Source organism: Enterobacter cloacae complex sp. 2022EL-00788 (assembly GCF_026627565.1).
Classification (GTDB): Bacteria; Pseudomonadota; Gammaproteobacteria; order Enterobacterales; family Enterobacteriaceae; genus Enterobacter; species Enterobacter pasteurii.
On the sequence record NZ_JAPNMC010000017.1, the window covers coordinates 1 to 22,897 of the forward strand.

Sequence of the window (22,897 nt, forward strand, 5' to 3'; positions counted from 1 at the left end):
CTGTCAATCCGGTGCGTGGAATGCGCCAGCCACACAGCTTGAGCGAATGGTCTGGGAAGTGAACTCTGGAAAAAACTATGGAGATATATGCCAGTCATCTCTCAAGGATTCTGGGCTACTTGCGCAAGGGTGGATTTCAACGGGTTCAGACGCTTGTACAGAAGATGACGTGATGTGCAGCGTTGATAACGTTAAGTGCTTTGCCATCAAACTTAAGTGATAAGACCAAGTTAATAATCCAGTATGACTTTGATGCAACTACAGTAACCGTTGGGTTGATCTCCTGGTTGGATAACAGGGCACCTATCATCTGTTCGTGGAGTAAACCCAACGTAATCATCAGACCTACCTTTGTCAAAGGATGTCCTGCGGCAGTAGTATCCAGAACGTCCAATTCCAGGAGACACCCACGCACCGGATTGACAGTGTTATTGCATTTTTCGCGCAAGGCTTTATTTTCTTCGCCTTTTTGGGAGTAATAATGTCTTCTGTTGCGCGTTTAAGAAAAATGTCCCTCAGTCGGGGACTCGATAAATATTACGAGTCGGTATCAGTTCACAAAAAAGGCCATCTCCAGGAATTTTACCGGGTCAATGTGATTAAACGGCACCCACTGGCCAGCCGGAACATGGATGAGATCACCACAGTTGATATTGCAGCCTACCGTGATGAAAGACTGATGCAGTGCAACCCCAGGACTGGGAACCCTATCTCAGGCAATACAGTAAGGCTTGAACTGGCGCTGTTATCATCACTTTTCGGAATTGCACGAGTGGAATGGGGGACATGTCGTAGCAATCCGGTCGAACTGGTGCGTAAACCTAAAGTATCCAAAGGTCGCGATCGCCGCCTGACATCCAGTGAAGAGCGCAGACTCTCCCGTTATTTCCGCGAACGAAACTTAATGCTGTATATAATTTTTCATCTCGCGCTTGAGACAGCCATGCGCCAGGGTGAAATCCTTAACCTGCAATGGGAATACATTGACCTGCAGCACGGCGTAGCACATCTGCCCGATACCAAGAATGGCTCATCGCGAGATGTTCCTCTCTCACGTAAGGCTCGTAACCTCCTTCAGATGATGCCGGCCCAGCTAAAAGGTAAGTTGTTTTCCTATACGTCATCCGGTTTCAAAAGCGCCTGGCGAAATGCTCTCAAGGAACTCTCTATCGAAAATCTGCATTTTCATGATCTTCGGCACGAGGCCATCAGCCGTTTCTTCGAACTCGGTACGCTGAACGTTATGGAGGTCGCAGCTATATCAGGCCACCGCTCGATGAATATGCTAAAGCGCTACACCCATCTGAGAGCTTACCAGCTGGTCAGCAAGCTGGACGCGCGACGGCGCCAGACTCAAAAGATCGCCCCCTACTTCGTGCCCTATCCTGCCCAGGTCGAGCAGGACAGCGAAGAGTCAGGAGACATCAAGGTAATGCTATGCGATTTCGAAAATCTGACGGTATCAGCGCCGACTCGCGAACTTGCATTGGCCCGCGCCAGCGAACTGCTACTGCGGACACTGGCTCTTGCAGCCCAGCGCGGCGAACGAGTCCCCGCGCCGGGGGAGCTTCCTGTCAGGACAAACAATCACATCATGATATGTCCGCTTAACCCCGACCAGGCACTGTCGGCCCTGGTATAACTTTTCTTCTGGAGGGGCTGTGTTTTTGATTCTCCTTTCAGCAGTACCACTAACACTACTGCTGTATTGCCCGATAATGACAATCGTCAGTGCCGTTACGCCCTGGAAAGGGTTCCGAACGGCCTTGGTTCGACATCGTAAGAAGCATTACACAACCCTGCATCTGTCGACATTTGACCGGGTTGGCCATCTTAATCTCCGACGTGCGGCACGCTTTCACCGGAGCTTTCTGGCCACGTTGCAGCTGGCGCTACAAAGAGACAGCACGCCGGTGTACTTCACATCCCATCTGATGCGACCGGCACACCTGAAAAGCATGACTATCCTGATGTCAAAAATGGGGGAAACGCACCGCTGGCGCTGCACCATAGTCACGATACCTCCAGCCATCAGAAACGGGATACGGATGCAAACATTTTTACAGGAATGGCGCTGGATAACCGTACCTGAAACCGGCGTGCTTGTACTCATTCGTCCGCGCCGGAAAGCGCGTTAAAAAAGCAAATACACAAACGCAATTAAAACGAACACGCAAACGCAGTCGATCTACACGATCGAATTAACTCGTTATACATACGCGTCACGATTAATTATTCTTTAACCCACTGAGTAACAAAGTTTAATTTCACTTAAGGGGGCCATGTGGCAAACAGTCTTACAGCAATTTTCACCTCGCTTCTGGCGCTCCCCGACCTTGATCGGAACAGGATTGCAGAACTGCTTCAGCGCAATGATAAGAAGCCCATGCAGACCACATCACTTCGGTTGCGACCTGGTACCCGTCAACTGATTGATGAGCTGTCAGGCAAAATTGGAATTTCTCAGTCAGAGTTGCTGAATATGGTAATTGAAGGCTCTTTTCGCGATATCTTCCTGCCATTCAGTAATACTGCAATCAGCGTTATAGACCGCTTTGAGCTACTGATGCAGTCACACGAGCTTAGCCCGACGGACATCGCAGAACTGCTGTCGTCATGGAATGTTCGGGTTAGTGTGCTACAGGACAGGGAACGTACAATGGACTATCTGTCCACCCCGCTTCTCCAGGCGCTCGCTGACTGGTTTTTCGTTTCGCCTGGCTGGTTGCTTGGAAGCAACGTTCCCCCTGTCGACACAGGCAGCGCGAGTCATCAATGGCCACAAACGGAAGAAACTTTCCGGGAGGTAATTATTCCTTCAGCCGAAAATAATAATGACAACATTATTTTCTGGAAGACTGAAAATACAACTGAGGATAAAGATCAGGAACGAAACGGCATATTAATTAAGAAGAAAATATCTTCATCTCAGCTGACATATTTTCCGGTGCTATCCATTATTACGAGCACCCTGAATACAGAGCAGGAATGCTGGAAAGAGCGACTCCTCAGGGAACACGCAGCATCAGGTACTATCCGCCCCGTCACCTTAGGTGCAGGGCTGGCAACAGCACTTGAACACGGAACAACGTTACCCGTACTTATATTCAGACAGCTTTAAACCACGCTGAAAATCTGAATTAAAAAAGAAAAAGAAAATTTTGATGCTGGCGCATCAGGACCTTCTTTTGCCTAAATCCAGACAGGACTACAGGAAATTTACTTATGAAAAAGACTCACATTGCAAAAACACTGATATCTTCCGCCGTCGTGATGGCATTTCATGCAGGAGCTGCAACTTCTTATATGGAAGCCCGCAGCGATGCGATGGGCGGGACTGGCGTAGCTTCCGCACATTACGGTACAGCTGCCTTATCCAACCCTGCACTCCTGACGAAATTTGGCGCGAACGATGACTTCAGCCTGGTGCTGCCGTCCGTAGGTGTCCAGGTCGCAGACCCAGATAATGCCATCGATAATACCGATGACGTAAAGGATCTGTGGAACAATTTTGACAATGCAGTTGACCGCCAGAGCGGTGTCAGCGAAAGTGCAGCCGCATTACGCAACAAGCTGGAAGACCTGAAGGACGTAAAAGCAAACGGACAGGTCGGGGCATCTGTCATTGCTACCACCCCTAATAAGGTGCTGCCATTTGCGGTTGTAGTGAAGTCCTGGGGCACCGTTTCCGTAAACGGCAAGGTCAGTGATCACGATCTACAGTATCTCGATAATATCGCCAGCGGCGCCATCCCGTCAGATACGGTAGACAAGGATGCGCTAACGTCCCGCGCTTATGGTCGGGCTGCCGTTATCACCGATGTCGGTGTGGCTATGGCGCACGAATTTGAAACAGCGGGACATAGCTGGTCACTGGGGATCACGCCCAAGTATCAACGCATCGATCTTTTCAACTACAGCGCAAAGGTAAACGACTTCGACAAAAATGACCTGAATTCGGATGACTACCGCAATACTAAAACCGGATTTAACGCCGACATCGGTTTGGCAACAAACCTCGGCGACAACTGGATGCTGGGTCTCGCGGTACAGAACATCATCGCCCGCACCGTTGACACTAAAGCAGTGAATGGTGAGAAAGAAACATTCAAAGTAAAACCACAGGCCACTGCAGGCGTGGCATGGAGTAACAGTATCCTGACCACCGCTCTCGATGTGGATCTGACCGAAGCCAGCCGCTTTGAGCGGGATGACAAACGCCAGTTCGCCAGTGTGGGTGCCGAGCTGAATGCCTGGAACTGGATGCAGGTACGCGCGGGTTATCGTCAGAACATGGTCTCCAGCGAGGGCAACGCTTTCACTGCGGGTCTGGGCTTCTCTCCTTTCGACGTAGTACATCTGGACCTGACCGGTATTGCAGGAACCGATCGTACCTACGGTGCGGTCGCACAGTTGCAGTTCACGTTCTGATAGTTTAGGGGAAGCCCGCAATGGGCTTCCTCTGCCGTTTCTTTGTGTGTTATCCCCTGTGCACTGGCTGTAATCCCCCCGAACTTTCTCCCGCTGAGACCGTTGAAGATGAAATCTTTCCGATATGTACATGTATTGCATCAAATCAGCAGTGTTGCTTTCAGCAGCCTGATAACTGCGCCAGCCACCGGTTTTTTTATTCTGTTCATGCTATTTGGATTCAACCACTCGCTCGCCGACACCTTCCTTGAACAGGCCCGATCACTTACCGGTGATGCACCACCAGGCATGGTAAGAGAATGTAAACAATCAAACGATAGCGGCCCGCCATCTCCTCTTGTAATGCCTCAGGTATGCAAAACGGTATTAATTGATGAGGATGACTGGAAAGAGCGTGTTGACGATACCATCAGGCAGTTTTATCTCACTTTCTCTGTATTCGGACTTTTATTCTGGATGACCGCAAATAATCAACCAGCTGAATTAATTGGCTGGATACGCAGGAAAAGTAAACATCAAAATTAACGGCATCATAAGCCTCGCCCACTGAATCTTCTGGCTTTAATCTCCGTCGCCCCCCGGCAAGGTAACTACCATGAATTATTTAATGCTTCCCGGCGTGTTGGCCATCTCCCTGCTCGCCGGCTGCCAGTCCTGGACTACGCCATCAACGTCTCCAGTTTCTCCTTCCCCCGACCGTTACGGCGCGGCCTCATCCGTTGCCGTTACCCGTCACACACAGTATCAGATGTGGAATAACGGTGTCGGGTCCGGTTCGAAAACCGTGCCATCATCCATGGAGATCATTCGCTCCAACAGCGCTGACGTCTCTTTCGACTGGGAAGGTGATGCTGTGGAACTACTGGATGAACTGGCGCGGGCACGTGGCCTGCAGTTCAACTACAGCGGCGTTCGCCTGCCCTTGCCCGTAACATTGCACGTTCGTGGCATGACGTTCAGCAATGTGTTGCGCGTTATCGAAGCACAGACCGCATGGCGCGCAACCCTAAATCAGTACCCTGGGCTGCTCCAGCTCAACTTCATGCAACCGGAGACCAGAAAGAAATGAAATGCTTTCTCTTGTTACTATTCCCTGCTCTGCTCCTGACTGGGTGTGCAGGAGAGCGGCCGGCTTCACCGACAGATACAGGGGCACCACCTCCGGATATGCAGGCCTGGCTCAACCCGGAGCGACAAAGACCAGAAGGTCTGTCCGAAACGCGCTGGCAAATGCTTACTGATGCTGGCAGAACACTGGGATTCCGGGGAGGAAAATCCCAGCGGGCATGGGAGTTAACCCAGGCACTCAACGCCCGCGAATCCACCCTCAATGCCCTTTACGATTTCCGTCCACTTATCAGCCCTGAAGGCTGGCTTCCTCCGGTTATTGATGAAGCGCAGGATGTAGCACACATCACTCCTGATCAAATTCGCACAGCCTCAAAAGTCTGGACCATCATCCGACCGGAGCGATTCGTCAGTAACCCGCCCAGCTGGCGCAGCTGGTTACTACGCGGTCTGGCCACCACGGCAACCCCTGGCACAGAAGGTCTGGTTGTGCCGGAAGACAGCGCCCAGAGAAAGGTCTGGGAAGACGCACTGAAAAAAGGCTGGCAGGAAGGTCGCGAAAATGCCGATCTGACCTTTGAGGCCAGCATGAATCAACTCACCCGGGACTATCGCGGCATGATGCTTTATTCCCTGCTCTGGCGACGGGGCATGATTTCCCGGCCGGAAGTCACCGAGCAGCAGCAGACTGTTACTGGCAGTGGTCAGAAGCTCGTTACCGGCGATCGTGTTCGCCGACTCAAATCACATGCATCGTTTGAGCTACAGAAATCACGCTGGCGCCCGTCCGTTACCATCCAGTAAGGAGTTTTCCTCGTGAACATATCAGCTATCCCTGACTCGTTCGGGCTTTTCCCGTTCAGCGGTGCCTATACCGCCGACGAGTTCAGGACATTTTTTGCCTGGTGTTCGGCACATGGAGTCAGTGATGTGGATCTGGTTGGCGGCTCACCAGTTTCAGTGAGTCGTTATGGCCGACGTGAGAGAGTCTCAGACACCATACTGCCGAATATCATGCTGGGAAATATGCTTGACGACCTGCTGGGGCCAGAAGTGCGCCCCCGAGTGCAGGGTGGAAGACCGCTGGACAGAGCCATTCAAATCGACGGCGACATGCATGGGCGATATGGCCTGGAAAGGGGGGAACGCGTGCGGCTACGCGCGCACATCATCCAGGGGACATCTGCCCGGGAAGAAAAGGCTCTCTCCGTCACTCTGCGTGTGATCCCCCACATCATTCCCGATTTTCTGAAGCTGGGTATCGAGCCCGATCTGGCGGCGGCAATGCTGCCAAAAACCGGGCTGGGTCTTATTTGCGGTGAAACGGGTTCGGGTAAATCAACGTTGCAGGCGTCGTTGTATCGCCACTGCCAGGACACACAGCCAGATCGCAAAATTGTGACCTACGAAGATCCAGTAGAGTACATTCTCGGCCGCCCCGACGACCTTCTGCCGCCGCATCAGGCTCAGGTAAGACGTGACGTCGCAAGTTTTGCAGATGGGCTTCGCTCCGCAATGCGCCGAAACCCGGAGGTCATCGGTATCGGGGAAATTCGTGACACGGAAACAGCAGAGGCTTCTGTCCAGGCCGGTGAAAGTGGACATTTAACCATCGGTACACTGCACTCTAAATCACCAGGTGAAACCCTGAACCGACTGCTTGGTCTGTTCCCGCCTCAGATTCGTGATGCACGCGCCTGGGAGATGCTTGGGATGTTACGGTTTATCGTAGTCCAGGTACTTGTCAGAACGACAGACGGCAAACGCCGGGCTCTCCGGGAATACATCGTCTTCGACGATGAGCTACGCGATGCACTACAGAATCTCCCGTCAGAGAAGTGGCCGGCCCACATCGATAACATCCTGAGACTGGAGAAAAGGCGCATTGTCGATCAAGTGCGTGAAGGTTACGTAACGGGTGATATAGACAGACACGAAGCGGCACTCTACCTACCGACACAGGAGCTTAGACATTGAAACGAGAAGGATTCTGGCGCTATGCCACACCGCCTGTCACCTTTTTTGGTATCCCGCTGCCGTTCCTGTTGCTGTATCTGGTCTGGTTTCGCTGGCCGTCCATGAAGACGCTGTATATCTGTTCCGCCATTCTGGGATTCTTTGTTGCCCTGAATTTCTTTGGCTGGAGTGTACGGGCTATCTGCCTGCGCGTAATAAGTACCTTCAGGGGAAAGATTGCCTCCGGTCGCCCCTGGTGGTACCGGCATTTTGTTGAAAAACCACGAGACTGGACTGGTCTCTGAACCCGATGTAACCCGTTCGTTCCCCATAGCGCTCCCACGCTACTCCCTCAATATCTTCCAGGAATGTGACCATGCAAAAAAGTCACCGCGTATGGCTTGCCGTACCTCACGAAGAGAAGGACGACGCCATCAACGCCCACCCGCGTCTCAGCGATGGGCAGAAAGCCCTTAAATGGGACGATGAGCACCGCCTCTGGTATGCCCGACCAGGAGCCGACCTGACCAGGTTCGAGCGATGGATGCCCCGCCCCCATGAACTGTCGATGAATGCGGACGATCCGGTAAGAGAGTTTGCTCAAAAACTTGAAGAAGCAGGACTGCTGGTTAAGGGGCTCCCCGTGATGGATGGAAGCCTTCAGCGCGTACCGACGAAACAGGACAAGAAAGGTTCGAAAAGCGGAGCTTACAAGGCTTACCTGGACGGGCGCCCTGCCGGATGGTACCGCGATTATCGCAGCGCCGACGCTAAACCGACGCAGTGGGTGTTTTCAGGTGGTGGCGAGATGGATCCGCTTGCGCGTCTTCATCTCCGTGCACACGCCCAGCAAACGCGTGAAGACAATGCCCGTGCTCTGAAGCAACAGTACAACCGGCAGGCGGAGTACGCCGCCCGATATGTTGAACGCTACCCGCAGGCTACAACGAACGCCTATCTGACCCGTAAGGGTGTGGAGGCTGCGCCGGGTATAAGAATCAACGATAAGCAAGAACTTGTGATCCCCTTCAGCAATGCGCATGGCGACATACGATCTTACCAGCGTATTCCGCTCACCGGCGGAAAAGACGCCCGCATCCTTAAAGACAGTGAAAAAACAGGTAACTGGTTTGCACTGGGGACGCCACAGAATGGCCTGCCTTTGCTGTTTGCTGAAGGATATGCCACAGCAGCCTCTCTGCATGAGGCATCAGGTCTGCCGGTACTGATGACGGTTGATGCGGGAAACATGATTGCCGTTGGCCAGAATGCTCGTGCCGTCTGGCCTGACAGTCCTTTTATTTTCTGTGCAGACAATGATCATCAGCTGAAGAATGCGCAGACAGGACAACCTGAAAACAAGGGCATCCTGAGTGCTGAGAAAGCGGCAGAACTCACGGGCGGCAGAGTCATCGTCCCTGATTTCACCGAAGAAGAAAAAGCACGCTTGCTGACGGACTTCAACGATCTCGATATCAGCCGGGGCAGAGAAGCCTTCCGTGAGCACATCAGCGACCGCCTCAGGTCTGCCGGCATCGATATCCGGACAGACTACGCACCCAACGATGCACAATTTCTCTCACAACAGGACCCAAAAATGGAAAATCTGGAAAGCCAGGAATCCGGCCAGTCTTCGATTGCCCCGGATGAACCTGTCGTTATTCCGTCTGAAAGCCACAGGCTGGATGAGTCAGTAAACCCAGCGCCTCCCGCCCCGCCTGAACCTGAAATAATCTCTCCGGCAGCGGTGATGCCGCCCGATGAAGCCAGTATCAGTGCGGCACCGGTTGAGAATAAGGCTGAACACGATGAACCCGCCCCCACGTCCCTGCGAGACGCTGATGTTTTAATTCCTGATACGCAGAGCACCACGGACGGGACGATCGTGACGTCTTCTGCGGATGCCGGTCAGCGTAGTCATAGTGCCGTCGAATCAGGATCGAATATACCGGTTCCTGACCTCGATGATTATGCAGACATACGTGCGCAGATGGACGACCCACAATTTGCTGAATGGGTGAACAGTCAGTCTGATGACATTCCCCATATGCCTGCTCAGGAACGACAGACAGACCATGAACTACCAGAAACGGGTAAACAAACCCTGAAGCCTGAGGCTGCGTCACATGAAACAGACGCTGAGTCTCCGGAGCCGATCGTTCCTGAATTACCAATCCCTCCACAGCCCCCCGGAGCAACATCAACCGGGCAAAAACAGGAGCAGACACAGACTGCCGATGTGGATCAAAACACGTCAGAGCCCTCCCCGGGCAGGAAGGAAACGGCAAAGAGTGAGGTGCATGAAGCGGATGGGCTTGTCTACGGACCGCGAAGACCGGAACCGCTTCAGCGAGAAGATCTCGATGAAATCATTAAAGCCCTGTCAACGGAAGAACAGCGTGACAATAAGGTGCTTTACCGTCTCGACGGGGAAGATGCGTTTCACGATCTCGGCAACCGTCTCGAAATGTGTAACGGTGCGAGTGAGGACAAGCGCAAGGTGCTCGCCGCGCTGGCCGTGGCATCACGCTATTACGGCGGCGTGGTGGAGCTCACCGGCAGTACGCAGTTTAAAGAGCAGGCCATGCGGCTCATTATTGAATATGACCTCGATATCCGAATGAAGCTGCCTGCGCAGCGCGCGCAGCTTGAGGATATGCGGCAACAGTTTGGGGCAACCAGGGATTCAGTCACAACGCATATTCCTACGCCGGACCTGAACCGACAGACTCCATCACCTGATGCCGCATCGCCAGTGTCACCGGCAACAGCCGCCCCCGAAGCTGTTACCCCTGACGCTCCGGGCATACCCGTGCCCCCCGTATCACCGACGCCGTCAGCACAGGCAACTGCCGCAAAGCAGCCTGCCGTTTCACCCTCAACAGAGCCTGTAGCGCCTAAGCAGGCCGACAGCATCCGGGTCCCTGATATGCCCGCTGAGCCCGCCCCCTCTGCACTGAAACCAGGCCAGAGCGTCACGGCGGTCCTCAAGAACTTTGGTGAAGCGATGTACGAAAATAAAGAGCAAAAGGGCAAGAGCTTCTTTATCGAGCTACAGAACCGCGGTGGAAGTCATACCTACTGGGGGCAGGATTTACGGGAGCTGATCGCGCACCACAAAACCGGCGATGTGGTCACGCTGACGCTCAATTCCCGTGACAGCTGGCAGGTACCTGGTGAGGAAAAAGAGCGCGTAAAAAATAACTGGTCATTGACGTCCGCCTCAACAGGTCTTGCCGTGGCACATGATCGACCGGAGCAGGGACAGCCTCTTCAGGCTTTCCCGGTCGATACGTTTGGCCGCCTCACACAGCAAATCCGACAGGCCTGGCCTGAGTACACCACAGACCTGAAGCTGCCACCTCGCCTGGAAGAGCGTCAGTTTTATCTGGGCGAAGACAGGCATCCTGTAAAGTCACCGGTAGCCGCGGCCAGCATTTCGCCACCGTCCACGGAAGCACCAGACAGGCTGGTACCCGTCATGGCCTCTATGGACACACAGTCAAACCAGTTAGATCTTCTGCTTGTCCAGTCTGCGGGGGAACACCTGCAGGGGATGGTTCGTCTGGATGGAACGCTGTATCCGGCACTGGCCACGCCAACCACAGACAACAGTCAGCTGGTTATTAATGCCATCACCGATGACGGTCCCCGCTTTGTAGGCTACGGACAGGCGGTGAATTTCGAACCCGACGGCACCACACGTGCCGCACCTCAGCTGATGACGTTCCACCTGAAAGGTCGGGAAGAGGATACACCGCTTCCCGCCCGGCTCTACACACCGGAAAAACAGGCAGATACCTTGTTCCAGCGCCTCGGTTTTGAACAGACCTGGAAACAATGGGATGACGCCCGAAAGCCGGAGGGCAGACAGGAAAAAGCGCTTCATCAGGAACACTCCCACAGCCCCGGCCGCTAAGCCGATAAGCCGATAAGCCGATAAGGAGAGAGAATGCGATATCACATGCTTAAAGCCGGACTTTTGTCCGGCTTCATGCTTTTTTCTGCCGCCGCTGCGGCGGCAACCTGCCGAGCAGGAAGTGCTGCTGAAGCGGGTAGCCAGGCTGGTTATGAGCGAGCCAGGGCGGCCGCAACAGCCTGGGAACAGCGCGAAAGCAATGTCTCATCCTCCCTGCAGTCCTGTCTGTCCCGTATCAAGAACGTCAAGGTGACCCTGCCGCAATTCCCCGGGCTCGATGAAATCATTTCGCAACTGGAAAATAAGGTCTGCGAAGCGGCCCTGGATAAAGTCAACGAACAGATCCCAGACAACATCGATCCCTGGAAAAACTTCAACTCCTGAAACCTATGACAAAACAGACACAATCAGCCCCCCCTGCAAAGGGGCGGGCCCCCTCCCCTGCGGAGGATCCGCTGAAAAACGCCGTGAACATGATGAAAACGGCAGAAAAACGCCAGAAAATGGCACCAGAGCTGATGAAGAGTAACCTCCTGCTGGGGAGTGGCCTGCTTATCAGCATCATCCTCAATGCTGGCCTGACCTGGGCTCTGATACAACAGCCACGGGATTACTTTGCCACCGACAGTGGGCGCCTGGTTCGCTTGGCTCCCACTTCCGAACCAGCATGGAGCCAGGACGATGCCATCGCCTTTGGCAGCAAGGCTCTGATGCGGGCCTTTAACCTGGACTTCGTTCATTATCGTGAACAGGTATCCTCTACAGCATCGCTGTTCTCTGAAGCAGGACACGCCAGTTACATCCAGGCGCTAACCAACTCCAATATCTACGATGCCCTGAAACGCGAGCGTATGAATCTTACCGGCTCCGTAGGGGCTGGTGTCGTCATCCGGCGTGGGCGTCTGTCTGACGGAACCTGGTTCTGGACAATGCAGTATCCGGTACGTTTGCGCCTGGTTGGGCAGACGACCAGCAAGCCTGAACAACCGTTTGTTTTCGAAATTACCATCCAGCGCGTAGATCCACGACAGAAACCCGTCGGGATGGAAATCCGCCAGATGATCTCACGCAACGCTCCCCGCAACCTCTGAGGCTCCCGCCATGAAACTTCGTTATCTCATGACCACACTACTGCTGTGTGGTCCGGCCCTCGTAGCCGCCGCTGACAATACTGGCTGGCAGGATGCCAGGACGCCTGGTGCAACAACTGCCGCCGCTCCTCAGGGGGCAGAAGCGCAAACAACAGGTGTACCGGCAACCCGGATTAGTGGAGAGCTCCCGCCCCCGGAACAAAGCTCGCCGCTGGTAGATGAGGCAGCAGGTTTAGACTCGCCTCTGTCAGCGGATGAGATACGCGAATTGAGGCTTCGACTGACCGACAACGAGCGTTCTGTAAATGCCCCAATGATAAGCGTGGTTCCGCGTATCAGTTCATTAACCCTCAATCTTTCTCCAGGCGCCAGTATCCCGCTGGTACGCACGGCCATGAATAACCAGAGCGTCGTCACCCTGACGGACATCAGTGGCGCACCGTGGCCACAGTCAGATCCGCCAATTAATGCCAGCCCGAAGAGTTTTGATGTGAAGTTCAATGCTGGAACCAACATGCTGGCCATAACACCACTGCGCCCGTGGGCGGCGGGGAATATTTCCGTATATCTGAAAGGGCTTGATGTTCCAATCATGATCAATGTGACAAGTGGTGAGACAGACACCCGTACTGCCAGTCAGGAGATCGACAGTCGGCTGGATTTACGCGTCCCGCGTCTGGGTCCTGGCTCAGCAGCCCCGGGCGTACCCGTCGATAAAATCGCACTCCACAGCGCCACGTTGCAGGCTTTTCTGGATGGCACACCACCAGAAGATGCCCGTCGCCTTAAATTCCAGGGCAACGTCCCTGACACTGCGATCTGGCAAAGCGGTGATGATCTGATGGTCCGTTCCCGCGCAATGCTGCGCGACGAGTTTGAACAGACACTCTCTTCAGCGGATGGTACGCATCTCTGGAAACTCCCCGTCACCCCGTTACTGACCTTCTCAGTAAACGGGAAATCCGTTCACGTCACGCCGGAGCTTCAGTAATGAGCGCAGAACAGGATGCCGGTAAGAACGGCAAAAAACTTTTTTCAATAATTGGATTTAGTGCCCTGGTTTTAGTGACCGCGGGTTATCTGGCCATGTCGTGGCTGACACATGACCCTTCAGGAACAGATTCTGCCGTCAACCTTAACGGTACGGCCTCAAGTGCCGTAACCACCACGACGGAGAGCCCGCGTTACCGTGAACTGCTTAAAGCCTCAAACGATTTAGGCGCGCAGGAAGCCGCACGGACCGATTCATCCTTCATCGCCAGTCTCCCGGTCGGCCTTGAAGTCATGGAACCCCCTCCGGATAAGGTGCCAGAAACAAAACCGGTGGACCTGCCACCTCCGCCGCCAGCAGCATCACGCCATGCGGAAAACCCGGCCGGAGAAGAGCAGGCAAACGAAAAGCGCCAGGCTCAACTGCAAAAACTGCTTAAGCGGATCAGTGACGCACAGACTGGCGGCGATGCACCGGTGCTGGCAACTGCCCTGGCAAGTGTTACGCAGACATCGCCAGCGACTGGCACAAGAAACCTGGCAGAGACAAAAACTGAAACAGAGAGTGCACAGGTCTTCATCCACGCACTTACGCGTGCGGCCGGTTATATGGAGACTGCCGTGGATTCAGATAACCCCAACTCAGAGGTTGTTGCGGTTATTCCTGCCGGGCCGCTGGCTGGCGCAAGACTTCACAGTTCGTCAGTAAAACTTGCCGGCAATGGACTGGACATCAGATTTACCAGTATGAGCTGGAACGGCATGGAGCTGAACGTCAATGCAAGCGCACAGAGTGAGAAAAACCTGATGTCTTCTGTGGCCTCCGATGTTACCCATCGATGGGGAACACACATCGTTCTGCCCGCTGTACTGGGAGGTCTTGGTGATCTTGGCGGTCTGTACAAGGATGCTAACACTCAGGTTATGCAGTCCAGTGTCGGTACCGTCACCGGACGAGTGGGTAAACCTGATGGCAGCACAGTGGCTGGCGTAATGGTTGGCGGCACAGCCCAGACCGGGGCGGAAGTCATCAAACAGGAGATGGCCCGTGAGCCGTTCCGCCAGGTCACCGTGAAGCAGAAAGAAGTTATCTCCATTCTCTTCGTTGACTCGGTTACTTCTGACGACATTGTCAGCAGCAATAAAGCGGCCCGCCCCGCAATCAATAGCACCTTATCAGCACCCGCTGCCGCAGAGCAGCAAACCGAAACCCGCCTGCAGGAAGCCATCGCGCGCCGCCAGGCTGAAATCCGTCGTCAGTATGGCGATACCGTACCCGTGAGGAACAATGATGAACCAGAAAATTGATATGCCTGAAGAAGAAACACTGGAAAGCGAGGATGATTTTGGCGCGCCAGATCCTCGCGAGAAACCGCCCTTCTGGAAGCGAGACCTGCTGTTTGGCTATTCTCTGCCGTGGCTTCTCGGGATAACGCTTCTGGCAGTGGGCAGCCTCTGGTACCTGTTCGGTCCATCACTGTCATTGACGAATAATACGCCGTCTGAAACCAGCTTCAGTGAAGTTGAAAATACACTCGACGGTGCACAGCATAGTACGGTTGAGTCTGTTCCGCAGCAGGCTGTCTCGCCAGCCGCGGCGCAACCGGCGGCACATACGTCCCTGCCAATGGCTCAGGACGACAGGGCGAGCATGATGACGGATATCCGTGACGAGCTGAACGATCGTGACCGCAAGATAAATGACTCTCTGACGTCGCTTAAAGACAGCGTTACGCGCCTGTCTGATGCTATCAAAAGGGATGAGGCTTACGCAGTAGAAACGCGTGCACAGCTTAATGAGCTGACACAGAAGCTGGCTGTTCTGGAAACCCGCGTAAGCACCTCTGATGCCTCAAAAACAGCTTCCCGGCCCCAGAAACGGCAGACAACCAGTGCTGTTGCAGGCATGAAAATCATGTCGCTGGAAGCAGGAATGGCGTGGATCAAATGGCAGGGCAGTACCTGGTCAGTCCGGGAGGGGGATACGCTGGGTAAAGTCACTATTCGTCAGATTGACCCTGCCACGCGCTCTGTGGTGACAACCGGAGGAACCCTGCGCTAATGGCACTGGATGCCGTCACGCTAATAGAGAATCTTGCTTCGGGCATCTTCACCGCTGGGCTGGATTTATTATTCAGCTGGTCCGAGATGATTGGTTTTTTTGGCCTCATCGCACTTCTGACCCGGCAACGTTCCAGTCGAAGTCCATTGTCCCCGGGCAAGTTTGCTATTGGCCTTTTTTCCTGCGCCGCGCTGGTATCTCTCCCCTCCATCATTAATGCCAGTGGTGCGCAGCTTGGCTTTGGCGCCACATCTTTTGATGCAATCGCGTATGTGCAACCCGCCACCTACGGCGTTGCTGCCGGGGCTGCTAACGCCGTACTTTCTCTGGTCCGGCTAGCAGGAGTGGGGTTTGTCTATGCGGCACTCGATATGTTTCGACGATCAGAGCTGGAGGGGCACACCGCACTCAGTTCAAGTGAAAGCATTCGCGCTGCGACAGTAAAACTGTTTGCAGGGACCGGTATGGTCTTTTCACCTCAGCTCATCGATGCCGCACTTGCCACTCTCGGCCTCTCTTTTTAACACACTTCGTTTTTTTATAACCCAAGGAGACACTATGTCACTTTTCCGTGCTATTTCCGCGCGTCTTTATGCCGTCGTTATTTTCTGCCAGCTGACCATGATGCAGTGCCGCGAGCGCATGATTCAGGGGCTGTGTGCTCTGGTCACTTTCCTGTTACCCGGCATGGCCTTCGCTGATGGCGATCTCGCCGATATGTTTGGTAGCGCCGCCTCTGGTGCCAAAAGCGGTAAAACTTCCGGTCTGGAAATTGCCCAGGCGATCGGTGTGTTCATCTTCATCGGTTCACTGCTGTCCTTCAAAAAAGTGGGCACCAATCCGCAGATCACTGTGGGCCGCTGCTGTGCAGGTCTGGCCATCGGCGCACTACTGGCCGTAGTCCCTGAAATTATGGGACGAACCCAGAAACAGCTCGGTACCAGCTCTGTCAATATCAGCTAACCACAGGAAAGGGTCGGTGTTTACCGACCCTTTCAGGAGAAAACGATGAGCAAAAAGAAAAAGACACCTGACTGTCCATGGCAACATCCGCTTCCGGTTCCTGATGTTGTCCATTCCACAGCCCCTTTACTTCCTCCCCCAGAGAGCGTTTCTGGAGGGCGGTGTTATTGCTGTAGTGCTGACATGAAACATCTGTTTGTGTTACCGGAATCCCTGCCATTATCCCGACTTGCGGAAGACGCGCAGGATGCCAGGACCCGACTCGTCAGAGCGAAAGACACGCTGGCTCAGCTGGAGTCACGTCCCACCCCGCAGGTACCGGTTGAATATGAGAAACACGCCCGGGCTCTGAAAGCTGCCCGGACCGGGATGCAGCACGCATCACTTGCCGCCCGCCGGATTGCTTTGCGACACATCCCCAAAACACTGCTGACCGACACCAGTCTGCTGTCTGACATCGAACATGCTGAATTAGAACGGCTCACGACACCGTTTCACCTCTGTTACCTCTGCCATGCCTGGCATGCCCTCAACGGATTTGCTGCTGCTCAGGGGGTCATGGTCTGGCTACCGGACCTGCACCCACGTAATGTTGTTGCCCTGAACCGAAAAGCCCTGCTGGCCGTCTTCAGCACCAGACCAGGCGAGGTTCGGGAAGGCCGTCGGGTACTGTCGGAACTGACCCGCCATCGTCTTCCTCTGGAAGAACGTTTCGGGGGATGGCGACCAGCTGACTATGCAGATGCGCTTAAACGTTTCCCGCCAGTCATGCGCGATGAAATGCGACAAAAAATGAACGGAGTGGCGTTGATCCTGACACCTGATTCAGTGACGGACAGTGACGTCCTGTCAGGAGCCTCGCAGACAACAATATTATCCTCACAGTCATCTGGTACCACTGTCACGTAAACCTAACGCAAGCCTTATCCCGCAGATGCGCCCACAGAAGCGCCTCGCCCATCAATACACGCCATTCCGGTGGAGTCTTCGCAGCTATGAATATCAACCGCCTTGTCTTCACTATTGAAGACGTTATGAATACCTGTTCCCGTTTCGCCGTCTCTGCTGACTTTGTCGACTACTGCGACATTCGTACGGTGATCGGACTGGACAAACAAGATCTGGAGCTCAGACCCTGGCTGGAAGCGCCTTATATAGGTGTCACCCATCATGGCTATTTCCTTTCTGTATTCGAAATATCCGGGGCATTGCGTGAAATGTCGGAAACAGCCTCAGACGATCATCCGGATGCGTTTGAAGGAATGATCGCGCACCTCGCGTCCACGCTCAGCACCACCTGGAAAAATATCGGCCATAAACTGGCCTTCATTTTCGAACGTGACCCGGAAAAAGGGCGTGACGAAGTCAGCGCCATGATCGCCCCACAAATGCGTTCAATTCAGCACATCGGCGTCCAGCTGGATGACCTGCTTAATGAGAAGATCAATGTCATTTCTCCGTGGCTTGTTCGTGAGCGCTGCTGGCTTGCCGTCTGGAGCTCTCCGACACTGGTGAGTCATCAGGAACGAACCGATTTTAACGCCACCGTTCGGGCCATTCAGGATAAAGCACCTGTCGCGCGCTTTGGTCAGGAGCCCTGGCGCTGGCAAATGTCTGGTCTGAAGATCCGGCACGACAGCTTTATCACCACTCTTGAAAAAGCACTCGTACGCGGTGGAGACGGCTTGCTTGTCCGCCTGCTTGATGTGCCTGAGTTCTGTAATGAAATCAGACGTGAAACAGCACGCAACAGCACATCGGCCGCATGGCGCCCGGCATTACCGGGGAAGGCTGCGCCAGCGGGTGCGCTTCAGGAGGGCGACGCTACAGCACTGCTAGCTCCCTTCCTGAATCTTCAGGTATTTGGTTGTACGCCAGAAACAGAAGGTAATCTGGTGCATGCAGGGGGGCTGTGGCACGGCATGGTGGCCATAACACTTCCGCCTCAGCATCCCCGCCCCTTCAATGAGCTTGTGAAATTGGTTCCACGTTCCGTTCCCTGGCGCATACGAATCGACATCATGCCTGGCGGGATGAAAGCGCTGGGCTGGAAAAAGACTATTTCATCATTTGGACAATTTATTCCCTCTATTCGCCCACTTTACGACGCTTTCACACAGCTGGTTGCAACGGATGAACGCGATCCGGTCTGCGTGATGACCATTGTGGCGTCCACCTGGGGGCATACCCGGGAAATATGCTCCCGTAATCAGATGCTGCTTGAATCAGCGTTGCAGGGCTGGGGAGTCTGTAACACTACCACCACATTCGGTGATCCTCGCAGGGGATGGGTCAACAGTATGCTGGCCGCGTCAGCGGGCTCCGGCCCTGTTCCGCTTTACCCGCCACTCTCCCATGCGCTATCGATGTTGCCCTTCAACCGACCAGGTACCGTCTGGCGAGGGGAAGGCAACCTGATGCTGCACACGGAAGACGGATGCGCCTGGGAAGTCGGGCTGGGGTCTTCTCGCCAGAACAAGCATACCGAACTTGCCCCTGGCGATTCGGGTCTGGGTAAATCGGTACTGATTAATACCCTGACGGAAATACAGGTATCTTCCGCCCAGGTTTCGCTTCCTTATGTGGCTCACATTGATAAAGGATTCAGCGCGATGGGGTTAATCCAGCTGATACGTGACAGTCTGCCAGAAGAGCGAAAGGACGAAGCAGTCGGCATCATACTCAGCAACGACCCGTCTAAGTCACGCAATGTCTTCGACATCCTGTACGGCGCTCGTAAGCCAGTGACACCAGAGAAGCAATTTATCGCGTCCATGTTGACGGCCTTCTGTATCGAACCGGATAAAGGGACCCCGCCTAACCCTACAGATACCCGGCAAATAGTGAACCGCCTGATTGATCTGGCGTATGACATGCGTAGTGGTATTGAGCCAAACATGTTCCGTTCAAACGTAGAGCCAGAAGTGGATGCGGCACTGGAGTCATCCGGTTTGTGGGGTGAGCACGATCCGGAGTGGTGGACCGCGACACCATGGTACGAAGTACGTGACCTCCTGCATGAACGTGGACAATTATCTGCGGCTCAGCGGGCACACTACCAGGCGGTACCAGAACTTGCTGATATGCCCGCGCTACTACGCAGTGAGGTCATTCAGGAGACTTTTGGCCGGATACAGCGTAACGGCTCACAGGAGCCCCTGGTGGAGTACATTGAGCGCTGCATGATTCAGGCCCGACAGGACTACCCGATGATGGCCAGTCGGACTCGTTTTGCGCTGAACCCGAACACACGCATTATTGCCGTAGACTTAAACAACGTCGCCGGCGATAAGACCCCGGCAGGCAGACTGAAAACCGGCATCATGTTCCTCTTTGCTGGCCACATCACTGCGGGTGATTTTTTGCTGCCGCAGTATCAGGATGAGGTAATGCAAATACTGCCGGAAGCCTACCTCCCGGGCATTATGCGACGCATCAACCAGCTCGATAGTGAAATGAAAACCAAAATCTATGACGAACTGCACAACGTCAAAGGCATTGATTTCATCTTCGAAGCACTGGATACGCAGGATCGTGAACAACGTAAGTTTGGTATCCGCACGGTGCTGAGTACCCAGTTCCTTACCGACTATCCGAAAAGCCTGCTCGACTCTGCCAACACCCTCTGGCTGCTGCGCTTCCGCCAGGAAGATATTCCACTTTTACGGGACAGTTTTAAGATCCCTGAACACAATCTTCATGCATTCCTGCGTATGCCAGCTGGTCCGGCTGCAGACGGTAGTGGCGTACCGATGCTATGTATGATGCGCACAACCCAGGGGACGCTGGCACGGATTGTCCGGTTTACGCTCGGACCGCTGGAGCTGTGGTCGCTTAACTCAGACAAAAAAGACGGCGCGCTACGCAGAAATCTCTCGGATACGATCGGTACTGCCCGTGCCCGTCAGTTACTGGCGGAGAAGTTCCCTCGCGGATCCGCAAAAAAACTCATTGAGTACAGGGAGCGTAACAGTGGCGCCCGTGGTGATAAGGGCGTCATCGAATTGATGGCAGACGAAATGATAAATGAGCTGGGGTATGACCTTTGATGTGTTCCATCCACCTGACGCCACGCTGTCGCCGCCCGGTAAAGGGCCAGGTCAGTCTTTCCCGCCTGGTGATCGATGCCGACGGCGTGGAGTTCGTCCTGCCGTCCCGGCACTTCCGTACAGACAGTGCAGTGAACTCCCGGGCGGTATACGCGACCGATCGCCGGGCAACGCAAGAGGCCTGTGGCGTGCTTCTTTCACTCAAAGCGCGACCACGCCAGCTGGTCACAACAGCCATCTGGAAGGTCAATGAGCCAGGCGAACCGGTGCGGGAATCGCGTCATGTGGTCCAGTGGTTGCTACCTGAAAATACAGGGGCGGTGTTAACTGATGATACCTGGTTATGGCCGGAGGGAGCAGATACCCCACAACTCAGCCCGGGAGACTGGCCGGTACTGGATATCACCCCTCCAGCTCATGCAAGAATCACGCGTCGTGGGCTGACAATCATAGACACCCGCAGCCGGGAAGGACGTATCAGCAGACGCTTTCAGACCTTCCCTCTGGTCGCCCTCGCCCCCGGCACACAGTCACCCCGCCTTCCCGACGTGTTTACCCCGCTCAAATAAACGGAGAATTTCATGATACAACGTCACCTCCCCGCGCTGGCGCTGGCCATCGCGTCCAGCCTTCCCACTGTTGCCAGTGCTTTAACGGTCAACGTGAACTCCAGCGTTCCGATCACGACTCAGGTTCTGCCTGAGATGGCCACCATCCAGGCAACTCTGGTCGAAATACTACAGATGCAACAGGCCACCGGCACAGCCATCACACAGAACGCCGACAAGCTCGGCGCCCTGATTAATCAGGATGGGCAGGCTACTCGTCAGCAAATGATTTTCAATAATGAAACCCAACGTCTGGAGGAGGCACGGCAGAGTTTTTCGGTACCGGATTCGATCTGTAGTGATTCCGCATCCGGTGTGGCAGCACAAAGTAAAAATGCATCAGGCAGCGCCGCGTCAAAACTCTCATCAGGCAAAGGTGTTTCCAGTTCAGCGGTGCGGAAGAGGATTTCTACAGCATCGGAAGAACAGGCCCGCGACGCTTATGACGGTGCGAACGTACATGCCGCGTACTGTACGGCAGCAGAATATGAACGCTTTGGCGGAACCGGTATCTGCCCTGCCGTCAGTAATTTGCCCGGAGGTGACAGTCAGGTACGCTCCATCTATGGCGGCGCGGGACCTGAAGGGCAGGCACCGGCACTTTCCTGGTCACAGGAACAGATTGATGCCGCTATGGCCTACATGAAAAACACGGCTCGCCCTTCAGCAGGCCGCACGCCTGGCAAAGGTGAAGTCAACACTGTTACCGGTCGTACGTATGTAGGGTTGCTCAACGAATACAACGGTATCATCGATGCCGCGTCTGAACCTCAGCTCTCGCTGATTGCCGACAGTAAGACCAGTGAAACTACCCGTGATGCCCTGAAAGAAGCACTGCAGTCACCTTCCGCAGCGCAGTATTTTGACAATGTGGCTTCGCCGGAGGCGAAGGCGAAGGGCTACATGAGCCAGCGGGAATTTGAATCGTTTGAGGCCGGACGTCGATATGCCAACACAGCCTATCTCTCTGACCTGCAGCAAATGGACGGAGATAACCTTATGCGCGAACTCATCCGAACTACGGCACAGATGAACTGGCAACTTAACGACATTAAAGAGTTGCTGCGCAAAGGGAACGTGATCGACGGCCAGCTGCTCGCCGCCTTTGCCCGTCAGTCCTACGCCCCACGACTGAAACAACTCGAATCAGCCATGAACCAGGGAGCGGCCAAATGACACTGGAAAAAACAGTCACACGGAAAAAAGGACTACCTGGACGAATTACCCGGGGACTGCTGAGCATATTTCTGCCATTGCAGGAAACGAAGTGGTATTTGCGGGCTGCCCGGCACATGACATCACGAAATATTGAACGAATGCGTGATGCTTTTCCGGAGCTCATTACTGACGACAAACCGCCGGCTTCTCCTGACTGGGAAAAAGCCGTTGCGGAATCAGGTTGTACCCCCGCACAGCTGGATAAGGGGTATGTGAGCCAGCGCAAGCGCTGGCGAGTGCTGTTCTGGCTTATGGCCATACCGGTTCCGCTTGCAGCACTGACACCATTCATTATTGGCGGGAGTATCTCCGCACACCAGATCAGCACCTGTGTGGTGCTGTTTTCCGGTGCTGGCGTGGCATGGTCAAAAGCGCTAATCGTAACCTACCGACTGTGGCAGTTACGCAACCGTCGCGTAAGTCTTGCTGAAAGAGGCACCTTTCAGCATTTCATGGCGGAAACCCATGCCGTACGAGATGCCATTCTCGGGAAATAGCTGCCCTTCTCTGCCTCCTGCCGACATCCCGGCATTCATGCATTA

21 protein-coding genes and 2 pseudogenes are annotated in these 22,897 nt (G+C 54.3%); all 23 read left to right on the forward strand.

All coding sequences use genetic code 11. The annotated features are described in order from the left end of the window. A pseudogene (locus OWK27_RS20670) lies at nt 1-220 on the forward strand (prepilin cleavage protein); the annotation flags it as partial. A gap of 261 nt (nt 221-481) precedes the next feature. Continuing rightward, a complete protein-coding gene (locus OWK27_RS20675; protein WP_267591120.1) occupies nt 482-1,642 on the forward strand; it encodes a site-specific integrase in 1,161 nt (386 codons plus the stop codon). A gap of 19 nt (nt 1,643-1,661) precedes the next feature. Further along, the gene (locus OWK27_RS20680; protein ID WP_267591121.1) at nt 1,662-2,138 is read left to right on the forward strand and encodes a hypothetical protein; all 477 of its coding nucleotides are present in this window, start codon (nt 1,662-1,664) and stop codon (nt 2,136-2,138) included. 146 nt (nt 2,139-2,284) lie between these two features. Further along, nucleotides 2,285-3,121 (forward strand): hypothetical protein, encoded by an 837-nt coding sequence (locus tag OWK27_RS20685; protein ID WP_267591122.1) that lies wholly within the window; start codon nt 2,285-2,287, stop codon nt 3,119-3,121. A gap of 104 nt (nt 3,122-3,225) precedes the next feature. Further along, nucleotides 3,226-4,431, forward strand: a complete 1,206-nt coding sequence (locus OWK27_RS20690) for a conjugal transfer protein TraF (protein WP_267591123.1) — start codon at nt 3,226-3,228, stop codon at nt 4,429-4,431. A gap of 108 nt (nt 4,432-4,539) precedes the next feature. Continuing rightward, on the forward strand, nt 4,540-4,956 hold the full coding sequence (locus OWK27_RS20695; RefSeq protein ID WP_248077455.1) for a hypothetical protein: 417 nt from the start codon (nt 4,540-4,542) through the stop codon (nt 4,954-4,956). A gap of 70 nt (nt 4,957-5,026) precedes the next feature. After that, a complete protein-coding gene (locus OWK27_RS20700) occupies nt 5,027-5,500 on the forward strand; it encodes a DotD/TraH family lipoprotein (protein WP_267591124.1) in 474 nt (157 codons plus the stop codon). Continuing rightward, nucleotides 5,497-6,303, forward strand: coding sequence for a type IV secretory system conjugative DNA transfer family protein (locus OWK27_RS20705; protein ID WP_022649986.1), 807 nt, complete (start codon nt 5,497-5,499; stop codon nt 6,301-6,303). The genes OWK27_RS20700 and OWK27_RS20705 overlap by 4 nt, the downstream gene beginning before the upstream one ends. A gap of 12 nt (nt 6,304-6,315) precedes the next feature. Next, nucleotides 6,316-7,476, forward strand: coding sequence for a plasmid transfer ATPase TraJ (gene traJ / locus OWK27_RS20710; RefSeq protein ID WP_225828800.1), 1,161 nt, complete (start codon nt 6,316-6,318; stop codon nt 7,474-7,476). Beyond that, on the forward strand, nt 7,473-7,760 hold the full coding sequence (locus OWK27_RS20715; RefSeq protein WP_022649988.1) for a hypothetical protein: 288 nt from the start codon (nt 7,473-7,475) through the stop codon (nt 7,758-7,760). Before traJ ends, OWK27_RS20715 begins: the two co-directional genes overlap by 4 nt. A 71-nt stretch (nt 7,761-7,831) precedes the next feature. Beyond that, a pseudogene (locus OWK27_RS24395) lies at nt 7,832-10,108 on the forward strand (LPD7 domain-containing protein); the annotation flags it as partial. 1,299 nt (nt 10,109-11,407) lie between these two features. After that, the gene (locus OWK27_RS20725) at nt 11,408-11,758 is read left to right on the forward strand and encodes a hypothetical protein (protein ID WP_022649990.1); all 351 of its coding nucleotides are present in this window, start codon (nt 11,408-11,410) and stop codon (nt 11,756-11,758) included. A 134-nt stretch (nt 11,759-11,892) separates the two neighbouring features. Next, entirely contained in the window at nt 11,893-12,465 is a 573-nt protein-coding gene (locus OWK27_RS20730; RefSeq protein WP_267591126.1) for a DotI/IcmL family type IV secretion protein, read from the forward strand. Nucleotides 12,466-12,475: 10 nt separating this feature from the next. Further along, nucleotides 12,476-13,456, forward strand: a complete 981-nt coding sequence (locus tag OWK27_RS20735) for a DotH/IcmK family type IV secretion protein (RefSeq protein WP_045891814.1) — start codon at nt 12,476-12,478, stop codon at nt 13,454-13,456. Beyond that, nucleotides 13,456-14,763, forward strand: coding sequence for a conjugal transfer protein TraO (traO, locus tag OWK27_RS20740; RefSeq protein WP_267591127.1), 1,308 nt, complete (start codon nt 13,456-13,458; stop codon nt 14,761-14,763). The genes OWK27_RS20735 and traO overlap by 1 nt, the downstream gene beginning before the upstream one ends. Further along, a complete protein-coding gene (gene traP, locus OWK27_RS20745; protein WP_267591128.1) occupies nt 14,744-15,517 on the forward strand; it encodes a conjugal transfer protein TraP in 774 nt (257 codons plus the stop codon). Before traO ends, traP begins: the two co-directional genes overlap by 20 nt. Further along, nucleotides 15,517-16,041, forward strand: a complete 525-nt coding sequence (gene traQ, locus OWK27_RS20750; protein ID WP_022649995.1) for a conjugal transfer protein TraQ — start codon at nt 15,517-15,519, stop codon at nt 16,039-16,041. Before traP ends, traQ begins: the two co-directional genes overlap by 1 nt. Nucleotides 16,042-16,075: 34 nt before the next feature. Continuing rightward, nucleotides 16,076-16,480: a DUF6750 family protein gene (locus tag OWK27_RS20755; protein WP_022649996.1), complete on the forward strand. Its 405-nt coding sequence runs from the start codon at nt 16,076-16,078 to the stop codon at nt 16,478-16,480. Between the two features lie 45 nt (nt 16,481-16,525). Beyond that, nucleotides 16,526-17,389, forward strand: a complete 864-nt coding sequence (locus tag OWK27_RS20760; protein WP_267591129.1) for a conjugal transfer protein TraT — start codon at nt 16,526-16,528, stop codon at nt 17,387-17,389. A gap of 86 nt (nt 17,390-17,475) precedes the next feature. After that, nucleotides 17,476-20,529 carry an ATP-binding protein gene (locus OWK27_RS20765; protein WP_267591130.1) on the forward strand — a complete coding sequence of 1,018 codons (3,054 nt, stop codon included), beginning with the start codon at nt 17,476-17,478 and terminating at the stop codon, nt 20,527-20,529. Continuing rightward, nucleotides 20,529-21,098, forward strand: a complete 570-nt coding sequence (locus OWK27_RS20770; protein ID WP_267591131.1) for a conjugal transfer protein TraV — start codon at nt 20,529-20,531, stop codon at nt 21,096-21,098. Before OWK27_RS20765 ends, OWK27_RS20770 begins: the two co-directional genes overlap by 1 nt. Nucleotides 21,099-21,110: 12 nt before the next feature. Then, a complete protein-coding gene (gene traW / locus OWK27_RS20775; RefSeq protein ID WP_248077441.1) occupies nt 21,111-22,313 on the forward strand; it encodes a conjugal transfer protein TraW in 1,203 nt (400 codons plus the stop codon). Next, complete coding sequence (gene traX / locus OWK27_RS20780; RefSeq protein ID WP_267591132.1) at nt 22,310-22,852, forward strand: conjugal transfer protein TraX; 543 nt, start codon at nt 22,310-22,312, stop codon at nt 22,850-22,852. The genes traW and traX overlap by 4 nt, the downstream gene beginning before the upstream one ends. The last annotated feature ends 45 nt before the right edge of the window (nt 22,853-22,897 follow it).